Source organism: Streptomyces sp. NPDC060049, assembly GCF_042736715.1.
Lineage (GTDB): Bacteria > Actinomycetota > Actinomycetes > Streptomycetales > Streptomycetaceae > Streptomyces.
In genome coordinates, this window is record NZ_JBHWVV010000003.1 from 375,617 (window position 1) to 402,319 (window position 26,703).

Annotated in this window: 20 protein-coding genes and 1 tRNA gene; 18 read left to right on the forward strand and 3 right to left on the reverse strand. The window is 69.4% G+C overall.

Translation table 11 applies throughout. The features are described from left to right. Positions 1 to 68 precede the first annotated feature (68 nt). From ACFWBY_RS06960 to clpX, 5 genes are all read left to right on the forward strand, one after another. A tRNA-Pro gene (locus ACFWBY_RS06960) sits at positions 69 to 145 on the forward strand. Between the two features lie 256 nt (positions 146 to 401). Beyond that, positions 402 to 1,784: a trigger factor gene (gene tig, locus ACFWBY_RS06965; RefSeq protein WP_385337422.1), complete on the forward strand. Its 1,383-nt coding sequence runs from the start codon at positions 402 to 404 to the stop codon at positions 1,782 to 1,784. Between the two features lie 298 nt (positions 1,785 to 2,082). After that, complete coding sequence (locus ACFWBY_RS06970; protein WP_385337419.1) at positions 2,083 to 2,700, forward strand: ATP-dependent Clp protease proteolytic subunit; 618 nt, start codon at positions 2,083 to 2,085, stop codon at positions 2,698 to 2,700. A gap of 86 nt (positions 2,701 to 2,786) precedes the next feature. Further along, the gene (locus ACFWBY_RS06975; RefSeq protein WP_385337416.1) at positions 2,787 to 3,458 is read left to right on the forward strand and encodes an ATP-dependent Clp protease proteolytic subunit; all 672 of its coding nucleotides are present in this window, start codon (positions 2,787 to 2,789) and stop codon (positions 3,456 to 3,458) included. A gap of 153 nt (positions 3,459 to 3,611) precedes the next feature. Next, positions 3,612 to 4,898: an ATP-dependent Clp protease ATP-binding subunit ClpX gene (clpX, locus tag ACFWBY_RS06980; protein WP_327252747.1), complete on the forward strand. Its 1,287-nt coding sequence runs from the start codon at positions 3,612 to 3,614 to the stop codon at positions 4,896 to 4,898. Between the two features lie 73 nt (positions 4,899 to 4,971). On the opposite strand, the gene ACFWBY_RS06985 is transcribed toward clpX, so the two are convergent. Next, positions 4,972 to 5,937, reverse strand: a complete 966-nt coding sequence (locus ACFWBY_RS06985; RefSeq protein WP_385337413.1) for a hypothetical protein — start codon at positions 5,935 to 5,937, stop codon at positions 4,972 to 4,974. A gap of 127 nt (positions 5,938 to 6,064) precedes the next feature. On the opposite strand from ACFWBY_RS06985, the gene ACFWBY_RS06990 reads away from it, so the two are divergent. Together ACFWBY_RS06990 and ACFWBY_RS06995 are read left to right on the forward strand one after the other, a co-directional pair. After that, a complete protein-coding gene (locus ACFWBY_RS06990) occupies positions 6,065 to 8,686 on the forward strand; it encodes a valine--tRNA ligase (RefSeq protein ID WP_385337410.1) in 2,622 nt (873 codons plus the stop codon). 187 nt (positions 8,687 to 8,873) lie between these two features. Then, a complete protein-coding gene (locus ACFWBY_RS06995) occupies positions 8,874 to 10,022 on the forward strand; it encodes a sensor histidine kinase (RefSeq protein WP_385337407.1) in 1,149 nt (382 codons plus the stop codon). A gap of 37 nt (positions 10,023 to 10,059) precedes the next feature. Here the strand turns inward: ACFWBY_RS06995 and ACFWBY_RS07000 are convergent, their stop codons facing one another. Continuing rightward, entirely contained in the window at positions 10,060 to 11,109 is a 1,050-nt protein-coding gene (locus tag ACFWBY_RS07000; protein WP_385337404.1) for a rod shape-determining protein, read from the reverse strand. 117 nt (positions 11,110 to 11,226) lie between these two features. Here ACFWBY_RS07000 and ACFWBY_RS07005 point away from each other — a divergent pair, with 117 nt between their 5' ends. The 10 genes from ACFWBY_RS07005 (at position 11,227) to ACFWBY_RS07050 (ending at position 23,788) form a co-directional block, all read left to right on the forward strand. Further along, positions 11,227 to 12,741 carry a bifunctional folylpolyglutamate synthase/dihydrofolate synthase gene (locus tag ACFWBY_RS07005; RefSeq protein ID WP_385337401.1) on the forward strand — a complete coding sequence of 505 codons (1,515 nt, stop codon included), beginning with the start codon at positions 11,227 to 11,229 and terminating at the stop codon, positions 12,739 to 12,741. A gap of 4 nt (positions 12,742 to 12,745) precedes the next feature. Then, a complete protein-coding gene (locus ACFWBY_RS07010; RefSeq protein WP_385337398.1) occupies positions 12,746 to 13,096 on the forward strand; it encodes a DUF4233 domain-containing protein in 351 nt (116 codons plus the stop codon). 107 nt (positions 13,097 to 13,203) lie between these two features. Then, on the forward strand, positions 13,204 to 13,614 hold the full coding sequence (gene ndk, locus ACFWBY_RS07015) for a nucleoside-diphosphate kinase (protein WP_385337395.1): 411 nt from the start codon (positions 13,204 to 13,206) through the stop codon (positions 13,612 to 13,614). Positions 13,615 to 13,910: 296 nt separating this feature from the next. Next, complete coding sequence (locus ACFWBY_RS07020) at positions 13,911 to 14,930, forward strand: rod shape-determining protein (RefSeq protein WP_112453164.1); 1,020 nt, start codon at positions 13,911 to 13,913, stop codon at positions 14,928 to 14,930. A 163-nt stretch (positions 14,931 to 15,093) separates the two neighbouring features. Next, positions 15,094 to 16,035 (forward strand): rod shape-determining protein MreC, encoded by a 942-nt coding sequence (gene mreC, locus ACFWBY_RS07025; protein WP_385337392.1) that lies wholly within the window; start codon positions 15,094 to 15,096, stop codon positions 16,033 to 16,035. 12 nt (positions 16,036 to 16,047) lie between these two features. Beyond that, positions 16,048 to 16,752 carry a rod shape-determining protein MreD gene (gene mreD / locus ACFWBY_RS07030; protein ID WP_385337389.1) on the forward strand — a complete coding sequence of 235 codons (705 nt, stop codon included), beginning with the start codon at positions 16,048 to 16,050 and terminating at the stop codon, positions 16,750 to 16,752. Between the two features lie 13 nt (positions 16,753 to 16,765). Further along, positions 16,766 to 18,946, forward strand: coding sequence for a penicillin-binding protein 2 (gene mrdA, locus ACFWBY_RS07035; RefSeq protein ID WP_385337386.1), 2,181 nt, complete (start codon positions 16,766 to 16,768; stop codon positions 18,944 to 18,946). A gap of 14 nt (positions 18,947 to 18,960) precedes the next feature. Next, the gene (rodA, locus tag ACFWBY_RS07040) at positions 18,961 to 20,160 is read left to right on the forward strand and encodes a rod shape-determining protein RodA (RefSeq protein WP_385337383.1); all 1,200 of its coding nucleotides are present in this window, start codon (positions 18,961 to 18,963) and stop codon (positions 20,158 to 20,160) included. Positions 20,161 to 20,232: 72 nt separating this feature from the next. Continuing rightward, positions 20,233 to 21,750, forward strand: coding sequence for a CHAD domain-containing protein (locus ACFWBY_RS07045; RefSeq protein WP_385337380.1), 1,518 nt, complete (start codon positions 20,233 to 20,235; stop codon positions 21,748 to 21,750). 97 nt (positions 21,751 to 21,847) lie between these two features. Continuing rightward, a complete protein-coding gene (locus ACFWBY_RS07050) occupies positions 21,848 to 23,788 on the forward strand; it encodes a TIGR03960 family B12-binding radical SAM protein (protein WP_385337377.1) in 1,941 nt (646 codons plus the stop codon). A gap of 48 nt (positions 23,789 to 23,836) precedes the next feature. Here ACFWBY_RS07050 and ACFWBY_RS07055 read toward each other — a convergent pair whose 3' ends face one another. After that, the gene (locus ACFWBY_RS07055) at positions 23,837 to 25,249 is read right to left on the reverse strand and encodes a recombinase family protein (RefSeq protein ID WP_385337374.1); all 1,413 of its coding nucleotides are present in this window, start codon (positions 25,247 to 25,249) and stop codon (positions 23,837 to 23,839) included. Between the two features lie 258 nt (positions 25,250 to 25,507). On the opposite strand from ACFWBY_RS07055, the gene ACFWBY_RS07060 reads away from it, so the two are divergent. Next, positions 25,508 to 26,644 carry a hypothetical protein gene (locus ACFWBY_RS07060; RefSeq protein WP_385337371.1) on the forward strand — a complete coding sequence of 379 codons (1,137 nt, stop codon included), beginning with the start codon at positions 25,508 to 25,510 and terminating at the stop codon, positions 26,642 to 26,644. Positions 26,645 to 26,703 lie beyond the last annotated feature (59 nt).

Below are 26,703 nucleotides of genomic sequence, written 5' to 3' on the forward strand. Positions count from 1 at the left end.
GCCGGCGCTTTCGTGAAAACTCCGCACGGCGGAGGGTCTTCGGGCATGTACCCTACGTGTCGCACCGACGGGGTGTGGCGCAGCTTGGTAGCGCGTCCGCTTTGGGAGCGGAAGGTCGTCGGTTCGAATCCGGCCACCCCGACCAGCAGGAAAGCGCCCAGAGGGAGATCCGTCTCCCGCCGGCGTCTCCATGTCTGCACCCTCTCCGCCCTCTCCGCGCGTCTGCCCGCGAACCTTCGCGGAGACCGCGTCGATGATCGCGTTGTGGGCTGATTGCCGCTTGCGGCTACTATGCAAGCTGCGTGCCCGTGTGTCTGATGTACCGGGCCCGATCCGCTGAGAACCGCTGAGTCGCGGCGACAGCAGAGCCCCCCAGCAGTCAGCCACAAGGAGACCGAACCGTGAAGAGCGCCGTGGAGACCCTGAACCCGACTCGGGTTCGGCTCACTGTTGAGGTGCCCTTCGAGGAGCTCAAGGACAGCCTCGACGCGGCCTACAAGAAGATCAACCAGCAGGTCACGGTGAAGGGCTTCCGCAAGGGCAAGATCCCGGCCCGCGTCATCGACCAGCGCTTCGGCCGCGGTGCGGTGCTGGAGGAGGCCGTCAACGACGCCCTCCCGAAGTTCTACACCGAGGCGGTCAACGAGGCCGACCTGAACCCGCTGGGCCAGCCCGAGGTCGACATCACGGAGCTGAAGGACGGCGAGCTGCTGGCCTTCACCGCCGAGGTCGACATCCGTCCCGCGATCGAGATCCCGGACTACTCCGGCATCGAGGTCACCGTGGACGCCATCGAGGTCTCCGACGAGGAGGTCGAGAAGTCGGTCGAGCAGCTGCGCGGCCGTTTCGCGTCCACCAAGGACGTCGAGCGCGCCGCCCAGGACGGCGACGTCGTCACGATCGACCTCGAGGCCAAGGTCGACGGGGAGGTGCTGGAGGACGGTGTCGCCCAGGACGTCTCCTACACCATCGGCTCGGGCGAGCTGCTCGAAGGCATCGACGAGGCCGTCAAGGGCCTGGAGGCCGGTGGCGAGGCCACCTTCACCTCCCAGCTGAAGGGCGGCTCCGCCGAGGGCAAGGACGCCGAGGTCACCGTCAAGGTCTCCAAGGTCTCCGCCCGCGAGCTCCCGGAGCTGGACGACGAGTTCGCCGGCATGGCGAGCGAGTTCGACACCCTGGAGGAGCTGAAGGCGGACAGCCGCAAGCGCCTCGAGAACATGAAGCAGTACGACCAGGCCACGCAGGCCCAGGAGCGCGTGCTGGAGAAGCTCCTCGAGCTCGTCGAGGTCCCGATCCCCGAGAAGCTCCTCGCGGACGAGGTCCAGACCCGCAAGCACAACCTCGAGCACCACCAGCTCGGCCAGATGGGTCTTTCCATCGAGAAGTACCTCGAGATCCAGGGCAAGACGGTCGAGGAGTTCGACGCCGAGACCGCCGAGCAGGCGATCAAGGGCATCAAGACCCAGTTCGTCCTCGACGAGCTGGTCAACAAGGAGAAGCTGAACGTCAACCAGGAGGAGCTCACCGAGCACCTCATGCGGCGCGCTGCCTCCTCCGGCATGTCCCCCGACCAGTTCGCCCAGGCCGTCGTCGAGGGCGGTCAGGTTCCGATGCTCGTCGGCGAGGTCGCCCGCGGCAAGGCCCTCGCGGCCGTCGTCGAGGTCGCCAAGGTGACCGACACCAACGGTGAGGTCGTCGACCTCTCCGACGACGAGGACGAGGTCGAGGCGTCCGCCGAGACCGTCGAGGCCGACGGCGAGACCGCGGCCGACGAAGCCAAGTAACACCCGGGGTCACCCCCACTGAGCAGTACCCGAGCATGGTCCGGAGGGCCCGTACGCAGTCGCGTCCGGGCCCTTCGGCTTGCCCGTCGCAGGCCCTCCGGGACCGGCTCCGGACCTTGCGCTCCGAGCGAACAGTTCGGGAAGCGGGATGGCGTTGTCCTACCTGCGCGTTAGGGTCCATGAATACGAGGGCACGGGAGTACCCGACACCGGCGGACATCGTCCGCACCGGTTGGTCCGAGCCCCAGAACGAGACGCTGAGACGGCACATGGCCGTCGGAGACGAGCAGGTGGATACGTGACGAATCTGAAGCCTTACGCCGCGGGTGAGCCGTCCATCGGTGGCGGCCTCGGCGACCATGTCTACAACCGGCTGCTCGGCGAGCGCATCATCTTCCTCGGCCAGCAGGTCGACGACGACATCGCCAACAAGATCACGGCGCAGCTCCTCCTCCTGGCCGCCGAGCCGGAGAAGGACATCTACCTGTACATCAACAGCCCCGGTGGCTCGGTGACGGCGGGCATGGCGGTCTACGACACCATGCAGTACATCCCGAACGACGTCGTCACCATCGGTATGGGCATGGCGGCCTCCATGGGCCAGTTCCTGCTCACCGGCGGCACCGCGGGCAAGCGCTTTTCGCTCCCGAACACCGACATCCTGATGCACCAGGGCTCCGCCGGCATCGGCGGCACCGCCTCGGACATCAAGATCCAGGCCCAGTACCTGCTGCGCACGAAGCAGCGCATGGCTGAGATCACCGCCCACCACTCCGGCCAGACCGTGGAGACGATCATCCGCGACGGCGACCGCGACCGCTGGTACACGGCGGAAGAGGCCAAGGCTTACGGCCTCATCGACGAGATCATCTCCGCCGCGTCGCTGGTCCCGGGTGGCGGCGGCACCGGGGCCTGATCCCGGCCCCGGCGCGCGGGCTCCCGTACGGGAGCCCCCGCGCCCGCCCGCACCAGGCAAGCCTCAGCCCGCAGAACGCCACCAGGATGGTGAACACCCAGATGCACATGAACAACCTTTCTCCCGCGAGCGGCCTCTACACCGGCGCGCCGGTGGACAACCGTTACGTCGTGCCGCGCTTCGTGGAGCGCACCTCGCAGGGCGTGCGCGAGTACGACCCGTACGCGAAGCTCTTCGAGGAGCGCATCATCTTCCTCGGCGTGCAGATCGACGACGCCTCCGCCAACGACGTCATGGCGCAGCTGCTGTGCCTGGAGTCGATGGACCCGGACCGCGACATCTACCTGTACATCAACAGCCCCGGCGGCTCCTTCACCGCGCTGACGGCCATCTACGACACGATGCAGTTCGTGAAGCCGGACATCTCGACGGTCTGCATGGGCCAGGCGGCCTCCGCCGCTGCCGTCCTGCTCGCCGCGGGCGCCCCCGGCAAGCGCATGGCGCTGCCGAACGCCCGTGTGCTCATCCACCAGCCCTCCGGTGGCACCGGCCGCGAGCAGCTCTCCGACCTGGAGATCGCGGCCAACGAGATCCTGCGCATGCGCGACCAGCTGGAGAACATGCTGGCCAAGCACTCCTCGACGCCGCTCGAGAAGATCCGCGACGACATCGAGCGCGACAAGATCCTCACTGCCGAGGACGCGCTGGCCTACGGCCTGATCGACCAGGTCGTCGCCACGCGCAAGACCTCGCACTGATCCTTGCCTCCAGTTGGCGTGGGCACGTCGCCGGATTGGGCGATGTGAACCACGTCAAGGGGGCCCCGCACGGGGCCCCCGGCAAGGTACCGTCGGATATGAGGCACCAGGAGCGCTGAACCAGGCGTCTCCCAGGCGAAGGGGAAGTACCTCGTGGCACGCATCGGTGACGGCGGCGACCTGCTCAAGTGCTCGTTCTGCGGAAAGAGCCAGAAGCAGGTGAAGAAGCTCATCGCGGGACCCGGTGTGTACATCTGCGACGAGTGCATCGACCTCTGCAACGAGATCATCGAAGAGGAACTCGCGGAGACCTCCGAGGTCCGGTGGGAGGAACTCCCCAAGCCCCGTGAGATCTACGAGTTCCTCGAGAGCTACGTCGTCGGCCAGGAGCCGGCGAAGAAGGCGCTCTCGGTCGCGGTGTACAACCACTACAAGCGCGTCCAGGCCGGTGAGAACGGCGGCGCGCAGGGCAAGGACGACGCGATCGAGCTCGCGAAGTCCAACATCCTGCTGCTGGGCCCCACGGGCTCCGGCAAGACGCTGTTGGCGCAGACGCTCGCCCGCATGCTCAACGTCCCGTTCGCCATCGCGGACGCGACGGCGCTGACGGAGGCCGGGTACGTCGGCGAGGACGTCGAGAACATCCTGCTCAAGCTGATCCAGGCGGCCGACTACGACGTCAAGAAGGCCGAGACCGGGATCATCTACATCGACGAGATCGACAAGGTCGCCCGCAAGAGCGAGAACCCGTCGATCACGCGCGACGTGAGCGGCGAGGGCGTGCAGCAGGCCCTCCTGAAGATCCTGGAAGGCACGACCGCTTCCGTACCGCCGCAGGGCGGACGCAAGCACCCGCACCAGGAGTTCATCCAGATCGACACGACGAACGTCCTGTTCATCGTGGGCGGCGCCTTCTCGGGCCTGGAGCGGATCATCGAATCGCGCGCCGGCGCGAAGGGGATCGGCTTCGGGGCGACGATCCGGTCGAAGCGCGAGATCGAGGCGAGCAACCAGTTCCAGGAGGTCATGCCGGAGGACCTGGTGAAGTTCGGGATGATTCCCGAGTTCATCGGCCGCCTGCCCGTCATCACCTCCGTGCACAACCTGGACCGGGAGGCCCTGCTCCAGATCCTCATCGAGCCGCGCAACGCCCTGGTGAAGCAGTACCAGCGGCTGTTCGAACTCGACGGTGTGGAGCTTGACTTCGAGCGCGAGGCGCTGGAAGCCATCGCGGACCAGGCGATCCTGCGCCAGACCGGCGCGCGCGGCCTGCGCGCCATCATGGAAGAGGTCCTGATGTCGGTGATGTACGAGGTCCCGTCCCGCAAGGACGTGGCCCGCGTGGTCATCACCTCGGACGTGGTCCGCTCCAACGTCAACCCGACGCTGGTCCCGCGCATCGTCCCGAAGGACCAGGGCCCGCACGAGAAGTCGGCGTAGCCGGCACGCACACATGAGGAAGGGCGCCCCCGGACCGGGGGCGCCCTTCCTCATGTCGCACGGGCGGGCGCGGTTACTTCTTCGCGCGGCCGGTGTTGTAGAGCGTCGCGCTCAGCTCGGCGTTCTGGGCCAGGGTGTAGCCCTTGGCCCCGGTCGCCATCTTGCCGATGTCGATGCTGATCGTCATGCCCATGGTGCTGTAGTCGGTCCAGATGCACATCGGCATCGTGATCTCCTTGGGCTGCAGCGGGTTGGTGGAGGGCTTCTTGGAGACGAGCTTCACCTCCTGGCACTTCATCAGGGCCCCGCTGAACCCGGCCGGCTTGAAGGTCTCGGGGGAGCCGATGAACTGGATGTCGGCGTCCTTGTCCTGCTTGCTCAGGCTGGAGGTCTTCATCAGTTGGAAGGAGGCGTCGAGGGTCTTCGCGGGGTCCGCGATCTCGCCGTAGAAGCCGGAGAAGTTGAGGGACTTGCCCTCGAGGGGCTTGGCCGCGTTCTTGATCTCGTAGCCCGCCCCGACCTTGGTCGGATTCTTGATCCCGATCGCCTCGGTCTCCTTCTTCTCCTGGGCGTCCATGGTGCTGTCGCCGTCCTTGGCGCTCTTCTTGAAGTCGTTCACCGTCGCCGGCGGCACGATCTTGTAGCCCTTGGTGGAGGCGGAGACGTCGCCGTTGCCCGCGCCCTTGGTCATGAACCAGTACCCGCCGCCCGCGATCACGGCGACCGCCAGGACCACGGCGACGATCACGCCGGCCTTCGACTTCTTCGGGGGCGTCGCGCCGTACGGAGGCTGCTGGTAGCCGCCGCCGTACGGGGGCTGCTGCGGCTGCTGCTGCGGGTAGCCGGGCTGCTGGGGGTAGCCCTGCTGCGGTACTCCCTGAGGGGCCTGCTGCGGGTACCCGTATCCGGGCTGCGCGCCGGGCTGCTGCCCGTAGGGCCCGGGCTGTCCGTAGGGCCCCGGCTGCTGCGGCTGTTGCCCGTAAGGCCCGGGCTGCTGCGGCTGCTGGCCCCCGTACGGTCCCGGCTGGTTGTAGCTCATCCCGCGTCCCCCCATGAGGTTGCTTATGCGTCCCACACATCCTGGCGGAAGCCCGGGCGGTGCTGGGCGCCGGGCCCCGCTAAAGCCGGTTTCATGACTGGACTGTTACGGCTCTAAACTGTGCCCCGTGACCGAGAACACGCAGACACCCAGCAGCCCCGACTCCGAACTGCCGACCCAGTACGCGCCGGCCGATGTAGAGGGGAAGCTCTACGAGCGCTGGGTAGAGCGTGGGTACTTCGAGGCGGACGAGAAGAGCGAGAAGCCTCCGTACGCCATCGTCATTCCGCCGCCGAACGTCACCGGAAGCCTCCACCTCGGGCACGCGTTCGAGCACACGCTCATCGACGCGCTGACCCGCCGCAAGCGCATGCAGGGCTACGAGACCCTGTGGCAGCCCGGCATGGACCACGCCGGCATCGCGACCCAGAACGTCGTCGAGCGCGAGCTCGCCAAGGAGGGCAAGTCCCGCCACGACCTGGGCCGTGAGGCGTTCGTCGAGCGCGTCTGGCAGTGGAAGGGCGAGTCCGGCGGTCAGATCTCCGGTCAGATGCGCCGTCTCGGCGACGGCGTCGACTGGTCGCGCGAGCGCTTCACCATGGACGAGGGCCTCTCCGAGGCCGTCCAGACCATCTTCAAGAAGCTGTACGACGACGAACTGATCTACCGCGCCGAGCGCATCATCAACTGGTGCCCGCGGTGCCTCACCGCGATCTCCGACATCGAGGTCGAGTACCAGGACGACGACGGTGAGCTCGTCTCCATCCGGTACGGCGACGGGGAGAACTCCATCGTCGTCGCGACCACCCGCGCCGAGACGATGCTGGGCGACACCGCCGTTGCCGTCCACCCCGAGGACGAGCGCTACAAGCACATGGTCGGCACCGAGATCGAGCTGCCGCTGACCGGCCGCCGCATCCCGATCGTCGCCGACGAGCACGTCGACCCCGAGTTCGGTACCGGCGCCGTCAAGGTGACCCCGGCGCACGACCCCAACGACTTCGAGATCGGTCAGCGCCACGGCCTGCCCAACCTCGCCGTCATGGACGAGCACGCCATCATCACCGCCCACGGCCCCTTCCAGGGCCTGGACCGGCTCGAGGCCCGCTCCGCCATCGTCGCCGCGCTGCGCGCCGACGGCCGGATCGTCGCCGAGAAGCGCCCGTACACCCACTCCGTCGGCCACTGCTCGCGCTGCAAGACCACCATCGAGCCCCGTCTGTCGCTCCAGTGGTGGGTCAAGGTCGGCCCGCTCGCCAAGGCCGCCGGTGACGCGGTCCGCGACGGCAAGGTCAAGATCCACCCGCAGGAGATGGAGAAGCGCTACTTCGACTGGGTCGACAACCTCCACGACTGGTGCATCTCGCGCCAGCTGTGGTGGGGCCACCGGATCCCCGTCTGGTACGGCCCGAACGGCGAGATCGTCTGCGTCGGCCCCGACGAGCAGCCGCCGGCCGGCGAGGGCTGGACCCAGGACACGGACGTCCTGGACACCTGGTTCTCCTCCGGCCTGTGGCCGTTCTCCACGCTCGGCTGGCCGCGGCAGACCGACAGCCTGGCGAAGTTCTACCCGAACGCCGTGCTGGTCACGGGCTACGACATCCTCTTCTTCTGGGTCGCCCGGATGATGATGTTCGGCCTGTACGCGATGGACGGCACCCCGCCGTTCCACACCATCGCCCTGCACGGCATGGTCCGCGACGAGCGCGGCAAGAAGATGTCGAAGTCCTTCGGCAACGCGGTCAACCCGCTGGACTGGATGGACAAGTACGGTTCCGACGCCGTCCGCTTCACGCTGGCCCGCGGCGCCAACCCGGGTGTCGACGTCCCGATCGGCGAGGACTGGGTCCAGGCCTCCAGCAAGTTCGCCAACAAGATCTGGAACGCCACGCGCTTCGCGCTGATGAACGGCGCCACGATCGAGGGCGAGCTGCCGACCGCCGAGCAGATGTCGGCGACCGACCGCTGGATCCTGTCGCGGCTGGGCAAGACCGTGGCCGAGGTCGACGCGTACTACGAGGACTACCAGTTCTCGAAGCTGTCGGACGCCCTCTACCACTTCGCGTGGGACGAGGTCTTCGACTGGTACGTCGAGCTGTCGAAGACGACGTTCTTCGCGGGCGGCGAGCAGGCCAAGGTCTCCGGGCGGGTCCTGGGCGAGGTCATCGACGTCATGCTGCGGCTGCTGCACCCGGTGGTCCCCTTCGTCACCGAGACGCTGTGGACCACGCTGACCGGGCGCGAGTCGCTGGTGATCGCCGACTGGCCGAAGGACAGCGGTTTCCGCGACGAGGCCGCCGAAGCCGAGATCGGGAGCGTCCGGTCGGTCGTCACCGAGGTCCGCCGGTTCCGCAAGGAGCAGGGGCTGCAGGACGGCCAGAAGGTCCCGGCCCGCCTGGACCTGGCGGGTACGCAGCTCGCCGCGCACGAGGGTGCCATCCGCCAGCTCCTGCGCCTCCAGCCGGAGGGCGAGGAGTTCCACGCCACCGCGACCCTGCCAGTGGCCGGCGCCACCGTCGCCCTCGACCTGTCGGGCACCATCGACGTCCCGGCGGAGCGCAAGCGGCTGAGCAAGGACCTGGCCGCCGCCGAGAAGGAGAAGCAGCAGGCGGAGGGCAAGCTCGGCAACGAGGCGTTCATCGCCAAGGCGCCCGACAACGTCGTGGACAAGATCAAGGGCCGCCTCGCCAAGGCCGACGCGGACATCGCGCGGCTCCAGGCCCAGCTGGCCGCCCTGCCCGACGCGTAGGGTCCGTCAGGCTCGCGGAGCCCGGGCACAGGCACAGGCGAAGGCCCCCACGCCGTCGGTCGGCGGCGTGGGGGCCTTCGCGTCATCCGTACCTGCTATGTCATGAAACATCCGACGTGCCGCATGTCACGCCCCGGGGGACGGCAGCGGACCGGATCCGCGCCGGCGACCACGGATGATGGAGGGCATGCCCCCCAAGCCCGTTGCCTCGGCGCTCCACTGGGCCGCGGCCTCCGGCCGCCGGCTCAGCGAGGGCTGGGCAGGGTCACCGCGGGCGATAGACGTGCTCACGGCCGCCGGCTGCTTCGCCCTGATGGCGCTGGACCTGCCGGGCCTGGCCGCCGCCGACAACTCCCTGAGCGGACCGCTCGCCGCCGTCGTGCTCGCCCTGGGCTGCCTCGGCCTGCTGGTGCGGCGGCGCGCGCCCTGGGTCGCGTACCTGACCGCGCTGCTCTTCATCGGCTGGCTCCACGAGCTCACGCTGATCCAGTTCGCCCTGTACTCCGTCGGCCGCTACCGGGGGCGCCGCGCCGGAATCCTCGCCACCGTCGGGTACCTGGTCTTCGCGCTGATCCTTTTCTGGGTGCCCGGGTGGCCCGAGCCGCGGGTCGAGACCCTCAGCGCCTTCCTGAGCCTCGTCGTGCCCATCGGTGTCCTCGCCTCGGCCGTCGGCATCGCCGCCTACCGCCAGGACCTCGTGCACGAGCTCGACGCCCGGCGCGCCGAGTCCGCAGTCCTGCAGGCCGTCCAGCAGGAGCGGACCTCCGTCGCCCGCGACGTCCACGATTTCGTCGGGCGCGAGCTGACCCTGCTCACGGTCCGCTCCGAGGTGCTGTCGATGCGGGCGCGCGAGACGGCGTACGCCAAGGACTTCGAAGAGCTCGCGGACACCGCCCGCCGGGCCCACCTGGTGCTCAACGAGATCATCGTGCAGCGCGGGGAGCGGGCGGCGACCCCGGGCGTGGAGGGGCTGGCGGCCCTGGCCCAGGAGAGCGGGCGCGCGGGTTCCCCCGTACGGCTCGCCCTGGATCCGGAGGTGCACGGGCTGTCGCCGCTGCGGCAGGCGGCGGTCTACCGGGTGGTCCAGGAGTGCCTGACCAATGCCGCCAAGCACGCCCGCGGCCAGACCATCGACGTGTCCATCGCGGCGGACGGCCCACAGCTGCGGATCGCCGTCAGCAACGGGCTCGCGGAGCGCGGTCCGACCCGGGCCCCGGTGTCGGCGGGGTCGGGCACCGCGAGCATGTCCGAGCGCGTGCGCAGCCTGGGCGGCACCCTGACGGCGAGGCGCACGGAGGGCTCGTACCAGGTAGTGGCCACCCTCCCGAAGGGATAGGGGGACGGCCCTGCGGGCGGCCGTACAGGTAGGCCGTCTAGGCCTTCGCCGGGGCGAGCAGGCCGCTGAGCGCGTCCATGTCCTCCACGCACCGACCCGATCCCAGGGCCACGCAGTCCAGGGGCGCGTCCGCCACGAAGACCGGGATCCCGGTCGAGGAGGCCATCCGCAGGTCGAGGCCGGGCAGCAGCGCGCCGCCGCCGGTCAGGACGATGCCGTGCTCCATGACGTCGCCGGACAGTTCGGGCGGGCATTCCTCCAGGGTGCTGCGCACCGCGGCGATGATCGCCTCGAGGGGCTCGCCGAGGGCCGTCCGCACGTCGCCGGCGCCGAGCTGGAGCGTCAGGGGCATGCCGCCGACCTTCTCCCGGCCCCGCACGGTGAACGTGCGCGTCTCCAGCTCCGGCAGGCCGGGCACCGGCCACGCGGAGCCGATGGCGATCTTGACGTTCTCGGCGGTGCGCTCGCCGATGAGCAGGCCGTGCTCCTTGCGGACGTAGTCCATGATCGCGGCGTCCAGCCGGTCACCGCCGACCCGCAGCGACCGGGAGGTGACGATGCCGCCCAGCGAGATGACGGCGACCTCCGAGGTGCCGCCGCCGATGTCGACGACCATCGAGCCGCGCGGCTCGGACACGGGCAGCCCTGCCCCGATCGCGGCGGCCATCGGTTCCTCGATGAGGTGCACGGTCTTGGCTCCGGCCCGGGTGGAGGCGTGGATGATGGCCCGCCGCTCCACCTGGGTGACTCCGGACGGTACGCAGATCACCATGCGGGTGCGCACCCGGCGTCCGGGGACGGCCTTGCGGACGAAGTGCCGGATCATCTCCTCGGCGGCCTCGTAGTCGCAGATCACGCCGTCCTTGAGCGGGCGGACGGCGGTGATGGAGCCGGGGGTGCGGCCGATGGTCTCCTTGGCCTCGATGCCGACGGCCAGGGCGGTGGTCGTGCCGGCCCTGACCGCCACCACGGACGGCTCATTGAGGACGATGCCGTGTCCGCGTGCGTAGACGAGGGTGTTGGCGGTTCCCAGGTCTATCCCTATGTCGCGGCTGGAAGCTGTCTTGTTGGTGCTGGCCTGCGGCATTTATTCCCCTATCTCCTGCTCGCAAGGCTTGCACGGGGATCCGGTCGCCTCCGCCGCCGAAGGTCTCGAAGGGACCAGGCCGAAAGTCCCCCCGGCCCTCGTCCGTAGACTGGTCCCGTGAGTGAGCAGCAGCCCGAGAGCCACGATGACAGCTTCGACGAGTTCGACCAGATCGTGGCGGAAGAGTCCGACCGCGATCCCGACCTGGCGGTGATCGCTGCGGGCAGCCGCACCCTGCGCGCGCAGGCCGGTCCACCTCAGGGCGAACCGGTACCCGACGTGCCCGCCGATCCCGAGGTGGCCGATGCGCTGCGGGAGGTGGAGCAGGAGCTGGCGGGCCGCTGGGGCGAGACCAAGCTGGAGCCGTCCGTCACGCGGATCGCCGCGCTGATGGACGTCCTGGGCGAGCCGCAGCGCGCGTACCCCACCATCCACGTCACCGGCACCAACGGCAAGACGAGCACCGCCCGCATGATCGAGGCGCTGCTGAACGCCTTCGAGCTGCGCACCGGGCGCTACACCAGCCCGCACGTGCAGTCGGTCACCGAGCGGATCAGCCTGGACGGGGCGCCGATCACGGCCGAGCGGTTCGTCGAGACGTACCACGACATCAAGCCGTACGTGGAGATGGTGGACGCGGCCGAGGAGTTCCGGCTGTCGTTCTTCGAGGTCCTCACCGGCATGGCCTACGCGGCGTTCGCGGACGCTCCGGTCGACGCGGCCGTGATCGAGGTCGGCATGGGCGGCACCTGGGACGCGACCAACGTGATCGACGCGGCGGTCGCCGTGGTCACCCCGATCAGCCTGGACCACACGGACCGGCTCGGCTCCACGCCCGGTGAGATCGCCGTGGAGAAGGGCGGGGTCATCAAGCAGGGCGCCACCGTGATCCTGGCGCAGCAGCCGGTGGACGCGGCGCAGGTGCTGCTCAAGAAGGCCGTCGAGGTCGACGCGACGGTGGCCCGAGAAGGCATGGAGTTCGGTGTCGTCACGCGCGAGGTCGCGGTGGGCGGACAGCAGCTGACGCTGCGCGGCCTGGGCGGCGAGTACGACGGGATCTTCCTGCCGCTGTACGGCGCCCACATGGCGCACAACGCGGCGGTGGCCCTGGCGGCGGTCGAAGCCTTCTTCGGGATCGGCGCGGACCACGCGCGGGTGCTGGACGCGGACACGGTGCGCAAGGCCTTCGCCTCGGTGACCTCGCCCGGCCGCATGGAGGTCGTGCGGCGCAGCCCGACGGTGGTCCTGGACGCCGCGCACAACCCGGCCGGGGCGCTGGTCACGGCCGAGGCGGTGACCGAGGCCTTCGGCTTCAGCCGGCTCATCGGCGTCGTGGGCGCGAGCGAGGGCAAGGATGTGCGGGGGCTCTTCGAGGCCTTCGAGCCGATCTTCGCCGAGGTCGTGATCACGGAGAACACCAGCCACCGGGCGATGTCCGCCGACGCCCTGGCGGCGGTGGCGGTCGAGGTCTTCGGGCCGGACCGGGTCCAGGTGGAGCCGCGGCTGGACGACGCCCTGGAGGCGGCGATCACGCTGGCGGAGGAAGAGGCGGAGTACGGAGGGGCCGGGGTCCTGGTGACCGGGTCCGTGATCACGGTGGGCGAGGCCCGCCTGCTGCTGAAGAGGGGCTGAGGGAATGCGCACGCTGTGTGCTTCGACGCTGATCGGCGAATTCTTCGTGGTCGGGTTCGCGGGCCTCGTGGCCATGAAGGACCCGGACCTGACCCAGGCCGCGGTCTGGTCGGTGTGCGGGGTCGTGATGCTGCTGTCGGTCCTGCTCTGCGGGATGCTGTCGCGGCCCGGCGCCGTGCAGATCGGCTGGGCCCTGCAGATCGGCCTGATCCTGAGCGGCTTCGTGGTCCCGACGATGTTCTTCCTGGGCGCGGTGTTCGCGGGCCTGTGGTGGTGCTCGGTCCACTACGGCCGCAAGATCGACACGATCAAGGCGGGCTGGGCGGCCCAGGCGGAGGCCCAGCCCGAGGCGTAGGCGCGGGCCGCGGGCGGGGGAGCGGCCCGGGAAGGCCCCGCACGCCGGGGTCCCGGCCCCCTGTAGCCTCGTCGGACCGCACCCGTTTGCCGCAAGGAGTTACCCACATGACCCAGCGCACGCTCGTCCTCCTCAAGCCCGACGCCGTCCGTCGCGGCCTGATCGGCGAGATCGTCGGCCGCATCGAGCGGAAGGCCGGCTGGACCATTGCCGCGCTGGAGCTGCGCACGCTGGACCAGGACACCCTGGAGGCGCACTACGGCGAGCACAAGGGCAAGGTGTTCTACGAACCGCTCATGGGCTTCATGGCGAGCGGTCCGGTCGTCGCCCTGGTCGTCGAAGGGGAACGCGTGATCGAGGGTGTCCGCCAGCTGGCCGGACCCACCGACCCGATCGCCGCGGCACCCGGTTCCATTCGCGGCGATTTCGGCACCGTCACCCGGGAGAACCTGATCCACGCCTCGGATTCCGAGGAGTCCGCCGAACGCGAGCTGAAGCTGTTCTTCCCCGCGCTCTGATCACTCCTCACTGACGCAACATCAGCCATATAGCGCTCATGACCTGGGGCGACCGAAGTAATTTCGGTCGCCCTTTGGTATTACCGGGCACTTCCGGGAACGCATGGACAGGACACGACGTCACCACTATGGGGGCGGGTATCCATTCCGGCGGGATTACCGGAGTCCCGTCGCGCGGTGTCCGTACCTGCGGCACTACGATGGGGCCTCCACCCACACACCCACCTCGCCGACCTGACAGCAGCCGCTATCAACTGGAAGGCCAGACGCTCCTCATGGGGAACAAGGGGAACAACATGTCGTTCATCGGCCGTGACATGGCGATCGACCTCGGGACCGCCAACACGCTGGTGTACGTGAGGGGCCGGGGAATCGTCCTGAACGAGCCGTCCGTGGTCGCCATCAACACGAACACCGGCGGCATCCTGGCGGTCGGCACCGAGGCGAAGAAGATGATCGGGCGCACGCCCGGCAACATCGTCGCGGTTCGGCCCCTCAAAGACGGCGTGATCGCCGACTTCGAGATCACCGAGCGAATGCTCCGGTACTTCATCCTCAAGATCCACAAGCGCCGCTACCTGGCCCGGCCGCGCGTCGTGGTCTGCGTACCCTCCGGCATCACGGGAGTGGAGCGCCGCGCCGTCATCGAGGCGTCCACGCAGGCAGGTGCTCGCCAGGTGCACATCATCGAAGAGCCCATGGCCGCCGCCATCGGCGCCGGCCTGCCCGTCCACGAGGCCACCGGCAACATGGTCGTGGACATCGGCGGCGGCACCACCGAGGTCGCCGTCATCAGCCTCGGCGGAATCGTCACGGCACAGTCCATCCGGGTGGCCGGCGACGAGCTGGACAACGCGATCATCCAGCACATCAAGAAGGAGTACTCGCTCCTCCTCGGTGAGCGCACCGCCGAACAGATCAAGATCACCATCGGGTCGGCGTACGACCTCGACAAGGACGAGCACACCGAGATCCGCGGCCGCGACCTGGTCTCCGGCCTGCCCAAGACCGTGGTCATCTCGGCCGCCGAGGTCCGCAAGGCGATCGAGGAGCCGGTCAACGCGATCGTCGACGCGGTCAAGACCACCCTCGACAAGTGCCCGCCGGAGCTCTCCGGCGACATCATGGACCGCGGCATCGTCCTCACCGGAGGCGGAGCCCTGCTGCGCGGCCTCGACGAGCGGCTGCGCCGCGAGACGGGCATGCCCATCCACATCGCCGAGGACCCGCTCGACTCCGTCGCGCTGGGATCCGGCAAGTGCGTCGAGGAGTTCGAGGCGCTCCAGCAGGTCCTGGACGCCCAGCCCCGCCGCTAGTCGGGCCGCCGCCGGCCGGTGGAACACAAATGATCCGCCGTACGGGTGCTACCGGGCCCGTGCGGCGGATCGTTGATATACAGGCAAGGTCCGGTGCGAGCCCCGGCTCCACCGGAGCGGCTTCGCCGCACGAGTATCTATGAGGAAGGCACGGCCGCCGCACGTGAGGGACACACGAGAAAGCCGGCTGCTCCTGGTGCTTCTGATCGCCATCGCGTTCGCGTTGATCACGGTGGACATCAGGACGGGCGAGGACTCGCCGGTCGACGGTGCCCGACAGGCCGCCGCAGCGGTCTTCGGGCCGGTCGAGAAGGGCGTGGCGAAGGGGGTCGACCCGGTCGCCAACGCCATAGGGGCGGTACGGGACTCCGGCGAGCGGCACAACCGGATCGCCACGCTGGAGCGCGAGAACGCGGCGCTTAAGGCAAAGCTGGGCAGCGACGACCAGACCCGCAGCCGGATCCGCGAGCTCGACGAGATGCTCAAGCGGGCCGGCGCCGGGCAGTACGGAATCAAGGGCGCCGAGGTCATCGCCATAGGAGCGGCCCAGGGCTTCTCCTGGACCGTCACCATCGACGCCGGCAGCAAGGACGGCATCGAGCGCGACATGACCGTCCTCAACGGGGACGGACTCGTCGGCCGGGTCGCGACCGTCGGCCCCGACACCGCCACCGTGGTCCTCGCCAACGACCCCGACTTCACCGTCGGCACCCGGCTGGAGAAGACCGGCGAACTCGGCTTCGCCACCGGCCAGGGAGACCGCGCGCTGTCGGTGCAGATGCTCAACGGCAAGGCCAAGATCAACCCGGGCGACCGCCTCGTCACCTTCGGCTCGCGCGGCAACAAGCCGTTCGTCCCCGGCGTCCCGATCGGCGAGGTGGTCAAGGTGGACCCCTCGCGCGGCGATCTGACCCGTACCGTCTGGATCCGGCCCTTCGTCGGCTTCTCGCGCCTGGACATCGTCGGCGTCGTCGTGATGCCCCCGCGCGAGGACCCGCGCGACGCCGTACTGCCGCCCAAGCCCGAGGCGCCCCAACCCACCCCGACGGTCACCGTCACGGTCACGCCGTCGGCCAGCGCGCCCGGCAAGCCGGCCGACGAGTAGGAGCCGACCACCATGCGCTTCAACCGGATCCTGCTCGCGGGCACGCTCGTCGTGGTCGCCCTCGTCATCCAGGTCTCCATCCTCGGCCGGCTCCAACTCCCCGGAGCCGTCCCCGACCTGGTTCTCCTCACCGTCGTCGCCCTCGCACTCGTGTACGGGTGCGTCAGCGGCGCCCTCATCGGCTTCTCCGCCGGCCTGCTCGCCGACCTGGCCCCGCCCGCCGACCACGCGGCCGGACGCTACGCGCTCGTGCTGTGCGTCATCGGCTACGTCGCCGGCCTGGTCCGCCCCGACACCGGACGCTTCCGCTCCGCCTGGGGCCCGATGCTCACCGTCGTCGGCGCGGCCTTCGCCTCCACCCTGCTCTCCGCGGGAGTCGGCGCCCTGGTCGGCGACACCGCCGCCCGCCACGTGGGCCTGACCGGACTGCTCTTCACCGCGGTCCTCTACGACCTGCTGCTCGCGCCCTTCACCGTGCCGTTCATCATGGCCCTGGCCCGCCGCGCGGAGAACGACCCGATGGCCGTCGACGCCAACGGCGGCCCCCCGGTGGGCAAGGACATCGCCTCCGGCTGGCTGGCCGGCGGCACCGGCCTGCGGATCGGCAGCCAGCGCGGCGGCCTGCGGATGAAGACCGCCCGCAGCCGCGCCAACCGGGCCGGCCGGATAAAGGGCGTCAAGGGAATCAAGGGTGTGAAGAGCGTCAAGAAGCTGTGAGGGAGGAGCAGGCGTGACCAACGTTCCGGAGACCGGCCGCACTTCCCGGGTGCAGATCAGGCTCATCATCATCCAGGTGCTCGTCTTCTCGATGTTCCTCACCCTCGGCGGGCGCCTCTGGTACCTCCAGATCCGCAACGGCGAGGAATACCACCTCGAAGCGAAGAGCAACCACGTCCAGCGCGTCGTCCGGCCCGCCGTGCGCGGCCCGGTCCTCGACGCCCGGGGCGTCCCGCTCGCCGACAACGAGACGCGCCTGGTCGTCTCCGCCAGCCGCACGGCCCTGATGAAGATGAAGGACCGGGGCAAGGCCGTCATGACCCGTCTCGCCGACGTGCTGGACATGACCCCCAAGGAGGTCATGGAGAAGGTCCGCCTCTGTGACTCCCAAACCCCCGCGCCCTGCTGGAACGGCTCCCCGTACCAGCCGATCCCGATCACCCTCGGAGCCAGCACGCAGCAGGCGCTCCAGCTCCGCGAACGCCCGGAGGACTTCCCCGGCATCACCGCGGAGCCCACCGCCGTCCGCCGCTACCCGGCGCCCGGCGGCGCCCGTACCGCCCAGGTGCTCGGCTACCTCTCGCCGGTCACCGACGAGGAGATCCAGAAGGCCAAGGACACCGACTCGCCGCACCTGCGGTCCGATCAGGTCGGGCGCTCCGGGATCGAGCGCACCTTCGACAAGCAGTTGCGCGGCAAGGCGATGGTCACCTCCTACGAGGTCGACAACCTCGGCCGGGTCATGCACCAGACCGAGTCCGACCCGGGCGTACCCGGTTCCACCCTCATCACCAGCATCGACGCCCGGGTCCAGTCGGTCGCCGAGTTCGAGCTCCAGCAGGCGATGAAGACCGTCCGTCAGGAGACCGACAAGATCACCGGCCGCAAGTACGAGGCCGACTCGGGCGCCGTCGTCGTCATGGAGGCCAAGACCGGCCGCGTCGTCGCGATGGCCTCCCAGCCCGACTACGACCCCAACGCCTGGGTCGGCGGCATCTCCGCCAAGGACTACGCCAACCTCACGAGCAAGAACTCCAACTACCCGCTGCTCAACCGGGCCATCCAGGGCCAGGCCCCCGCCGGCTCCATCTTCAAGGTGGTCTCGGCGAGCGCGGCCGTGCGGGCCGGATACGGCTTCGACGACAAGTACAACTGCAGCGCTTCCTACAGCATGGGCAACCGGAGCTTCGCGAACTTCGAGTCCAAGGGGCACGGCCCCATCACCCTCGGCGAAGCCCTCAAGTTCTCCTGCAACACCGTCTTCTACGCCCTCGGGCACAAGGAATGGCAGCGCGACGGCGGCCTCAAGCCCAAGAAGGACGCCCACGACTGGTTCTACCGGACCGCCCGCGAGTTCGGCCTCGGCTCCGAGACCGGGATCGACCTGCCGAACGAGGTCACCGGCCGCATCCCCGACCGCCGGTGGAAGAAGAGCTTCTGGGCCGCCAACAAGGACTCCTGGTGCAAGCAGGGCAAGAAGGGCGGCACCTACGTCGAGCAGATCGCCTACGAGAGCTGCCTCGAAGGCAACCAGCTGAAGGCGTTCGACAGCATCAACTTCGCCATCGGGCAGGGCGACGTCCTCGTCACGCCCATCCAGATGGCCACCGCCTACGCCGCCATCAGCAACGGGGGCACCCTCTACGACCCCACCGTCGGCAAAGCCGTGATCAGCCCCGACGGCAAGCGCGTCGAAATGATCAAGCCCAGGCCCCACGGCAGGCTGCCCATCGACGCCAAGACCGTCAGCGACCTCGACAGGGGCCTGCGCATGGTCGTCGAGCCCGGCGGCACCGCCGCGTGGCGGTTCGGCGGCTGGCCGCTCGACAAGATCCCGATGCGGGCCAAGACCGGCACCGCCCAGGTCTACGGCAAGCAGACCACCTCGTGGCTGGCGACCTACACCGACGACTTCACGATCGTCATGACGATCTCCCAGGGAGGCACCGGCTCCGGGGCCGCCGGCCCCGCCGTCCGCAACATCTACAACGCCATCTACGGCCTCGACATGGCCGGCAAGCAGGACGTGAAGAAGGCCCTGCTGCTGGAGCCCGAGACCAAACTGCCCAGGATCCGCCCCGACGGCTCCATCGACTCCCCCGAGATCCGGCCGTACGTGCCGCCGTCCCCGGAAGAGCTGGCGCCGCCCGCGCTCGCCGGCCCGCCCGCCCAGCGCCCCGCGCAGCACGACTGAGGACCGAAACCGATATGCACACCGCCAACAAGTTCTCCGTCTCCCGGTACGCACCCGAGCGCGGGGCGATGGCCAAGCTGACCGCCCGCGACTCCGTCGTGCGGCGGCTCGACTGGCCGATACTCCTCTCCTCGCTCGCCCTCTCCCTCCTCGGCTCCCTGCTGGTGTGGTCGGCGACCCGCAACCGGACCTCGCTCAACAACGGGGACCCGTACTACTTCCTCTTCCGGCACGCCATGAACACCGGCATCGGCCTCGTGCTGATGATCGGCACCATCTGGCTCGGGCACCGCACCCTGCGCGGCGCGGTCCCGGTCCTGTACGGGCTCTCCCTGGTGCTGATCCTCGCCGTGCTCACCCCGCTCGGCGCCACCATCAACGGCGCCCACGCCTGGATCGTGATCGGCGGCGGCTTCTCGCTGCAGCCCTCGGAATTCGTGAAGGTCACGATCATCCTCGGCATGGCGATGCTCCTCGCGACCCGCGTGGACGCGGGCGACCTCGCCCACCCCGACCACCGCACCGTCGTCAAGGCGCTGTGCCTGGCGGCAGCCCCGATGGGCATCGTCATGCTGATGCCCGACCTCGGCTCCGTCATGGTCATGGTCGTCATCGTGCTCGGCGTCCTCCTGGCCTCCGGCGCCTCCAACCGCTGGGTGGTGGGCCTGCTCGGCTCGGGCGCCGCCGGCGCCATCCTGATCTGGCAGCTCGGCATCCTCGACGAGTACCAGATCAACCGCTTCGCGGCCTTCGCCAACCCGGAGCTCGACCCCGCCGGCGTCGGCTACAACACCAACCAGGCGCGGATCGCGATCGGCTCCGGCGGACTGACCGGATCCGGGCTCTTCCGCGGATCGCAGACCACCGGCCAGTTCGTGCCGGAACAGCAGACCGACTTCGTCTTCACCGTGGCGGGGGAGGAGCTGGGCTTCCTCGGAGCCGGGCTCATCCTGGTACTGCTGGGCGTCATCCTGTGGCGGGCCTGCGTCATCGCCCGGGAGACCACCGAGCTGTACGGGACGATCGTGTGCGCCGGGATCATCGCCTGGTTCGCCTTCCAGTCCTTCGAGAACATCGGAATGACCCTGGGGATCATGCCGGTGGCCGGGCTCCCACTGCCGTTCGTCTCGTACGGAGGATCGTCGATGTTCGCCGTATGGGTGGCCGTCGGGCTGCTCCAGTCGATCAAGGTGCAACGGCCCCTGTCGGCCTAGGCCGCAGTCGCCCCGCCCGCCCGTCTTGTCTTCGCCTTCACACAGCACTTCGTTCAGGACTAGGTTCGGTTCATGGCGGACACGAAGCGCGAGATCGAGCGCAAATTCGAGTTCAAGAACGACAAGGCCGGACGGCGCGGGGTCCCGGACCTGACCGGCACGGCGGCCATCGCGGCCGTCACCGACCAGGGCACCGTAGACCTCGACGCCGTCTACTACGACACCGCCGACCAGCGGCTCGCCTCAGACGGCCTCACCCTGCGCCGCCGCACCGGCGGCAAGGACGCGGGATGGCACCTCAAACTGCCCGTCGCCCCCGGAGTCCGCGACGAGATCACCACCCCGCTCAGCGACACCGTGCCGCCCTCACTGACCGGGCTGCTGCGCTCCCGCCTGCGCGACGCCCCGCTGGAACCCCAGGTCAGGCTCCTGTCCTCGCGCAAGGTCAGCCACCTCCTCGACGCCGACGGCGCCCTCCTCGCGGAGCTCTCCACCGACGCCGTGCGCGCCGAGCGCCTCGGCGCCACCGCCGCCTGGACCGAGGTCGAGGTGGAACTCGCCGACGGCATCGACCCGGAGCTGCTCGACGCCGTCGAGAAGGCGTTCCACGCATCCGGACTGCGCGTCTCGGACTCGCCCTCGAAGCTCGCCCGCGCGCTGACCGAGACCGGCGCCCAGCCGCCCGCACGGCCCGCGCCCGGCCCCGACGACGGCACCACGGGCGCGCACGTCCTGTCCTACCTGCGCGAACAGCGCGACACCCTGATCGCCCAGGACCCCGCCGTACGCCGGGACCTGCCCGACTCCGTCCACCGGATGCGGGTCGCCACCCGGCGGCTGCGCAGCGCCTTCAAGACCTACCGCCGGATCCTGGACCCCGAGGAGACCGGCCCCCTCGGCGAGGAACTGCGCTGGCTCGCCGCGGAGCTCGGCGTCGACCGCGACCAGGAAGTCCTGATGGAACGGATCCGGACCCGCCTGGGGGACGTCCCGCGCACCCTGCGGCTCGGCCCGCTCGGAGCCCGCCTGAAGATCTGGAACACCACCCGCCGCACCGCGACCCGGCGGGCGGCCCTGGCCGCCCTCGACAGCCGGCGCTACGTAGCCCTGCTGAACGGCCTCGACGCCCTGCTGGCCGACCCGCCCCTGCTCGAAGCCGCCGGCCGGCCCGCCGAAACCGCCCTGCCCAAGGCGGTCCTCGCCGACTACGGACGCCTCGCCGACCGTGTGGAAACCGCGCTGGCCATGGAACCCGGACCGGACCGGGACGTGGCCCTGCACGAAGCCCGCAAGAAGGCCAAGCGCGCCCGCTACGCGGCCGAGGCGGCGGCTCCGGCCCTCGGCAAGCCCGCGCGGCGCCTGGCCAAGTCCGTGAAGGCGGTCCAGAGCCTGCTCGGCGACCACCAGGACAGCGTGGTCGCGCGCCAGGCCCTGCGCGGCCTCGCCGTCCAGGCGGCGGGCGCCGGCGAGTCGGCCTTCACGTGGGGGGTGCTCTACGCCCGCGAGGAGGAGACCGCGGCCCGCCGGGAGCGGGAGCTGCCGCAGGCGTGGGAGGCCACAGCGGCCCGGGCGGCGGCGCTGCGGGGATGACCGGCCGGACGCCCGGCCGGGAGGTCGAGCGGGCGGGAGGCCGGCGGGCACCGGGGTACGCTTGAGAGTCGCCCCCTGCCCGCTTCACGAAAGTCGCGTGATGTCCGAGTCGGTCTTCCCACAGCTCGAAGCTCTGCTCCCGCATGTGCAGAAGCCCATCCAGTACGTCGGTGGTGAGCTGAACTCCACCGTCAAGGAGTGGGACTCCGCCGATGTCCGCTGGGCGCTGATGTACCCGGACGCGTACGAGGTCGGGCTGCCCAACCAGGGCGTCATGATCCTTTACGAGGTGCTGAACGAACGCGAGGGCGTGCTCGCGGAGCGCACGTACAGCGTGTGGCCGGACCTCGAAGAGCTGATGCGCGAGCACGGCGTGCCGCAGTTCACCGTCGACTCGCACCGCCCGGTCGGGGACTTCGACGTCTTCGGGCTCTCCTTCTCCACCGAGCTCGGCTACACCAACATGCTGACGGCGCTGGACCTTGCGGGCATCCCCCTCGAGGCCAGGAACCGTACGGTCGACCACCCCATCGTCCTCGCGGGCGGCCACGCGGCCTTCAACCCCGAGCCGATCGCGGAGTTCATCGACTGCGCGATCATCGGCGACGGCGAGCAGGCCGTCCTCGACATGACCGAGATCATCCGCGCGTGGAAGGCAGAGGGCCGTCCGGGCGGGCGCGAAGAGGTCCTGCTGCGCCTCGCGAAGACCGGCGGGGTCTACGTGCCGGGCTTCTACGACGTGGAGTACCTGCCGGACGGCCGCATCGCCCGCGTGGTCCCGAACCGCTCCGGCGTGCCGTGGCGCGTGTCCAAGCACACGGTCATGGACCTCGACGAGTGGCCCTACCCCAAGCAGCCCCTGGTCCCGCTCGCCGAGACCGTCCACGAGCGCATGTCCGTGGAGATCTTCCGCGGCTGCACCCGCGGCTGCCGTTTCTGCCAGGCCGGCATGATCACGCGCCCCGTGCGGGAGCGAAGCATCACCGGCATCGGCGAGATGGTGGAGCGCGGCCTCAAGGCGACGGGCTTCGAAGAGGTCGGGCTGCTGTCCCTGTCGTCGGCGGACCACACCGAGATCGCGGACATCGCCAAGGGCCTGGCCGACCGCTACAGCGACGACAAGGTGGGCCTGTCCCTCCCGTCGACCCGCGTGGACGCCTTCAACGTCGACCTGGCCAACGAGCTGACCCGCAACGGCCGCCGCTCCGGTCTGACCTTCGCCCCCGAGGGCGGCTCGGAGCGCATGCGCAAGGTCATCAACAAGATGGTCTCGGAAGAGGACCTGATCCGGACGGTCTCCACGGCGTACGGCAACGGCTGGCGCCAGGTGAAGCTGTACTTCATGTGCGGCCTGCCGACCGAGACCGACGACGACGTCCTGCAGATCGGCGACATGGCGGTCAACGTCATCGCCAAGGGCCGCGAGGTCTCCGGCCAGAACGACATCCGCTGCACCGTGTCGATCGGCGGGTTCGTGCCGAAGCCGCACACCCCCTTCCAGTGGGCGCCGCAGCTGTCGGCCGAGGAGACGGACGCCCGTCTCGGCAAGCTCCGCGACAAGATCCGCGCCGACAAGAAGTACGGCCGCTCCATCGGTTTCCGCTACCACGACGGCAAGCCCGGCATCGTCGAGGGCCTGCTGTCGCGCGGCGACCGCCGCATCGGCGACGTCATCCGCGCCGTGTACGAGTCGGGCGGCCGCTTCGACGGCTGGCGCGAGCACTTCTCGTACGACCGCTGGATGCAGGCGGCGGAGAAGACGCTGCCGGCCTACGGCGTGGACGTGGCCTGGTACACGACGCGCGAGCGCACCTACGAGGAGGTCCTGCCCTGGGACCACCTGGACTCCGGTCTGGACAAGGACTGGCTCTGGGAGGACTGGCAGGACGCCCTCGACGAGACCGAGGTCGAAGACTGCCGCTGGACCCCGTGCTTCGATTGCGGCGTGTGTCCTCAGCTCCAGACCAGTATTCAAATCGGACCGACAGGGAAGAAGCTGCTTCCGCTGAGCGTGGTGGGTGAATCCCCGAAGTCCTGAGATTGTGTGAGTGCCCCCTTGTCGAGAGACAAGGGGGCATTCGCATTTCTAGAGGGTGGACGCGAATTCATCTCTGGTGATCACGAGCCGCCGACGTGCGTCCTCGGGTATGACGAGCTGCGTGCGAACCTGAGGGGCGCGGACCTTCCGAACCTTGGTCCTTGTGACCTTGCATGTGATGCCCGCGCGGAGAAGGTCCTTGGTCATCTCCTCGATTCCGCCGTCCGTCCAGGACTGGCGGAAGGTCTTGCCCGTCTGAGTCAGAACCCACCGGTCCCTCGCATGCTCTCGGATGCACACGGGTTCGTCTCCGAGTGCGGACAGGGCGTCATCCATGAGTCCGGCGTAAATCGTATGCGGGTTGGGGGCCCCCTGCCCACCTCCCGGGCAAGCGCGGCATCGGAGGTACTCGTAGCTCCTGGAGTTTGTCGTCGTCTTGTGCGCGAGCATGTTGGTGCCGCACTCGGCACAGACGAGGATTCCGAGGAATTTGGTCGCCCCGCCCGATTGGCGTGTGGGCTGACGTTTGGCGCGCCGATCGAGGGCTGTCTGAAGTTCTTGGAACTGCTCTGCCGTGAAGATCTCTTCAGCGACGCGGATCGGATTTCCATCCTTTCCGAGTACCGGCTTCGAACGACGAACGCCGCCCTGCTTGTCTTCTTCTACGCGGAATCCTACGAGGGCCGGATTCCGGAGCCTGCGCAGCAGCGTGGCGGTGGTGAGCCCCCGGCCGCAGACGCCGGCGCGTACCAGCACGCCGGCCAGGCGCTTGGCTGACGCGCCCTGCAGGATTCTGTCCCGACACCAGTGCAGGACGCGCCGCGCTTCCTCGTCGATGGTGAGGACGCTCCTGCCCTTTGCGTCTCGGGTCGTGGTGTAGCCGTACGCGGGCTTGCCGACCAACCACGCACTTTGTGTCTTCGTGTAGTTCCAGAGGCTCGCCACTCGAGTGCCGGTGTTGGCCGCTTCGATCTCGGCGACGCTGCTGACGAGCGCAGCAAGTGCCTTCCCGGCTTCTGTGGTCAGGTCTACGGGGTCGTGTTTGGAGATCAGGTTCTTTCCATGCTTCAAGCACCAGGTGACCATGGTGGTCAAGTCGGCCACTCGTCGTACCAGGCGGTCCATCTTCCAGAAGAGAAGTACGTCGAATTCCGGAGCCCTGTCCCTGAGCCAGGGGCCGAGTTGCGGCCGCCGCCACGGCGGCACCTTTGTCGCGGAGACGTTCAGGTCGCGTGCTACGCCGACGGCCCGGTATCCGTGCTCCCTGGCGAGCATGCGAAGGTCGAGTTCCTGGCGTACGGGCGAGGTGGTGCTTTCTGTGAGCACTGACAGCCGTACGGACAGGAGTGCCCGCGGAGCATCAGCCCGCAACGAGCTCTCGGATCTCTCCAGCTCGGCAAGGAGTTCCCTATCGGCTGCGGTCCATGAGTCGTCCGTGAGATTACTTTGGCGTGTTTTCATATCGAGAGGCTAATGGGGCGGGTGGGGTATTTTAGGCAGTTGAAAACAGTTGGTCGAATCTGGCGATCTCTGGCGGGTTTATTTGGGTGTCTTATGGCCGCCCAGTGAAATGTCAAATATAGACTCCGCACCCACGCGGTCGAGGAGACCGTGAATGCCACACCGATGGCGATCGCGGTGGTGTGGCGGCTCAAGGGGTCTGTCGACTGAAGGCAGCCCCTGTGCAACGGAGCGGGCCCGCAGTGTGTCCTTAGCCGCATGGAACTCGAGAAGGCGCGGCCACCGCGGGGCGAAGGCTGTCTGGTGGGTGTCGTCCGGCTGCCCGTGAAGATCGTCGCGATGCTGGTCGTGCTGCCCGTGCGGGTGCTGTGGGACTTGGCCGCCGCCTTCGCGCGGACGCTGCACCGGACCGTCCTCGGACCGCTGGGACAGGCGCTGGCCCGGTGCTACGAGCGGGCCGTGCTGCCGGTGCTGCGCGGGCTCGGGTGGCTGGTCGTGGCCCTGTTGAAGCTTGTCTTCTACTGGCCCTGGGCCGGTCTCCGGCGGTACGTCGTGGTCCCGGCGGGGCAGGTGATCGGCCTGCTGGGGCGGGCCGTGTTCACCTACCTGCTGAGCCCGGTGGCCCAGGGGCTGCGGTGGGCGGCCCGGGCACTGGGGACGGTCCTCGTCGTCCGGCCGGCGGCCGGACTGTGGCGGTTCCTGCTGGTCCCCGCCTGGGAGTACGTCGTGGCGCCGCTCGGGCGGGGCTTCGGGTGGCTGGTCGCGGGCGGGGCGCGGTACCTGCTGGTCCTGCCGGCGCGGGCGCTGTACCGCTACGTCCTCGTCCCCGTCGGCCACGGACTGCTCCGGCTGGCCCGGGGGTTCGGTCTCTGCGCGACCTGGCTGGCCATGGCGCTGTTCGTCTGGCCCTGGGTCGGGTTGTGGCGGTACGTGCTCGCGCCCGTCGGCCGTGGGCTGTACGCGTATCTGCTCGCCCCCTTCGGCCGGCTGCTGGCCGGGACCTGGCACCTCGCCGGGCGGGTGAGCCGCTCGCTGTGGCGGGGGTTCGTGCGGCTGTGGCGGCTGCTCGTCGTGCGGCCCGTCGCCTGGGCGTACCGGCGGATCGCCACGCCCGTCGGGCACGCCGTGCGCGCGGGGTGGACCGCCGCCCGCCGCGCCGCCCGCTCGGTACACCGCCGGGCGGTCGCTCCCGTCGGCCGTGCCGTCCGCGAGGTGTGGAACACCTCCCGCCTCGCGGTGCGCGAGGCGCGGGCCGAGGTGCGGCGGTCACTGTTCGGGGGGCCGGCCCGGGAACCGGCGAGGTCACAGGCGCGTACTCTGGGTAGTAACAGAGCCGCAGACGACGCGCCCGCCACGCCGATCCCGACGAGCCCCCTGCACAAGCCGCAGGGGTGAGCCGGGCGGGCAGACGGCGTGGCCCGCAGGCTCCATGGACCTCAGGGCGACGCGCGAGC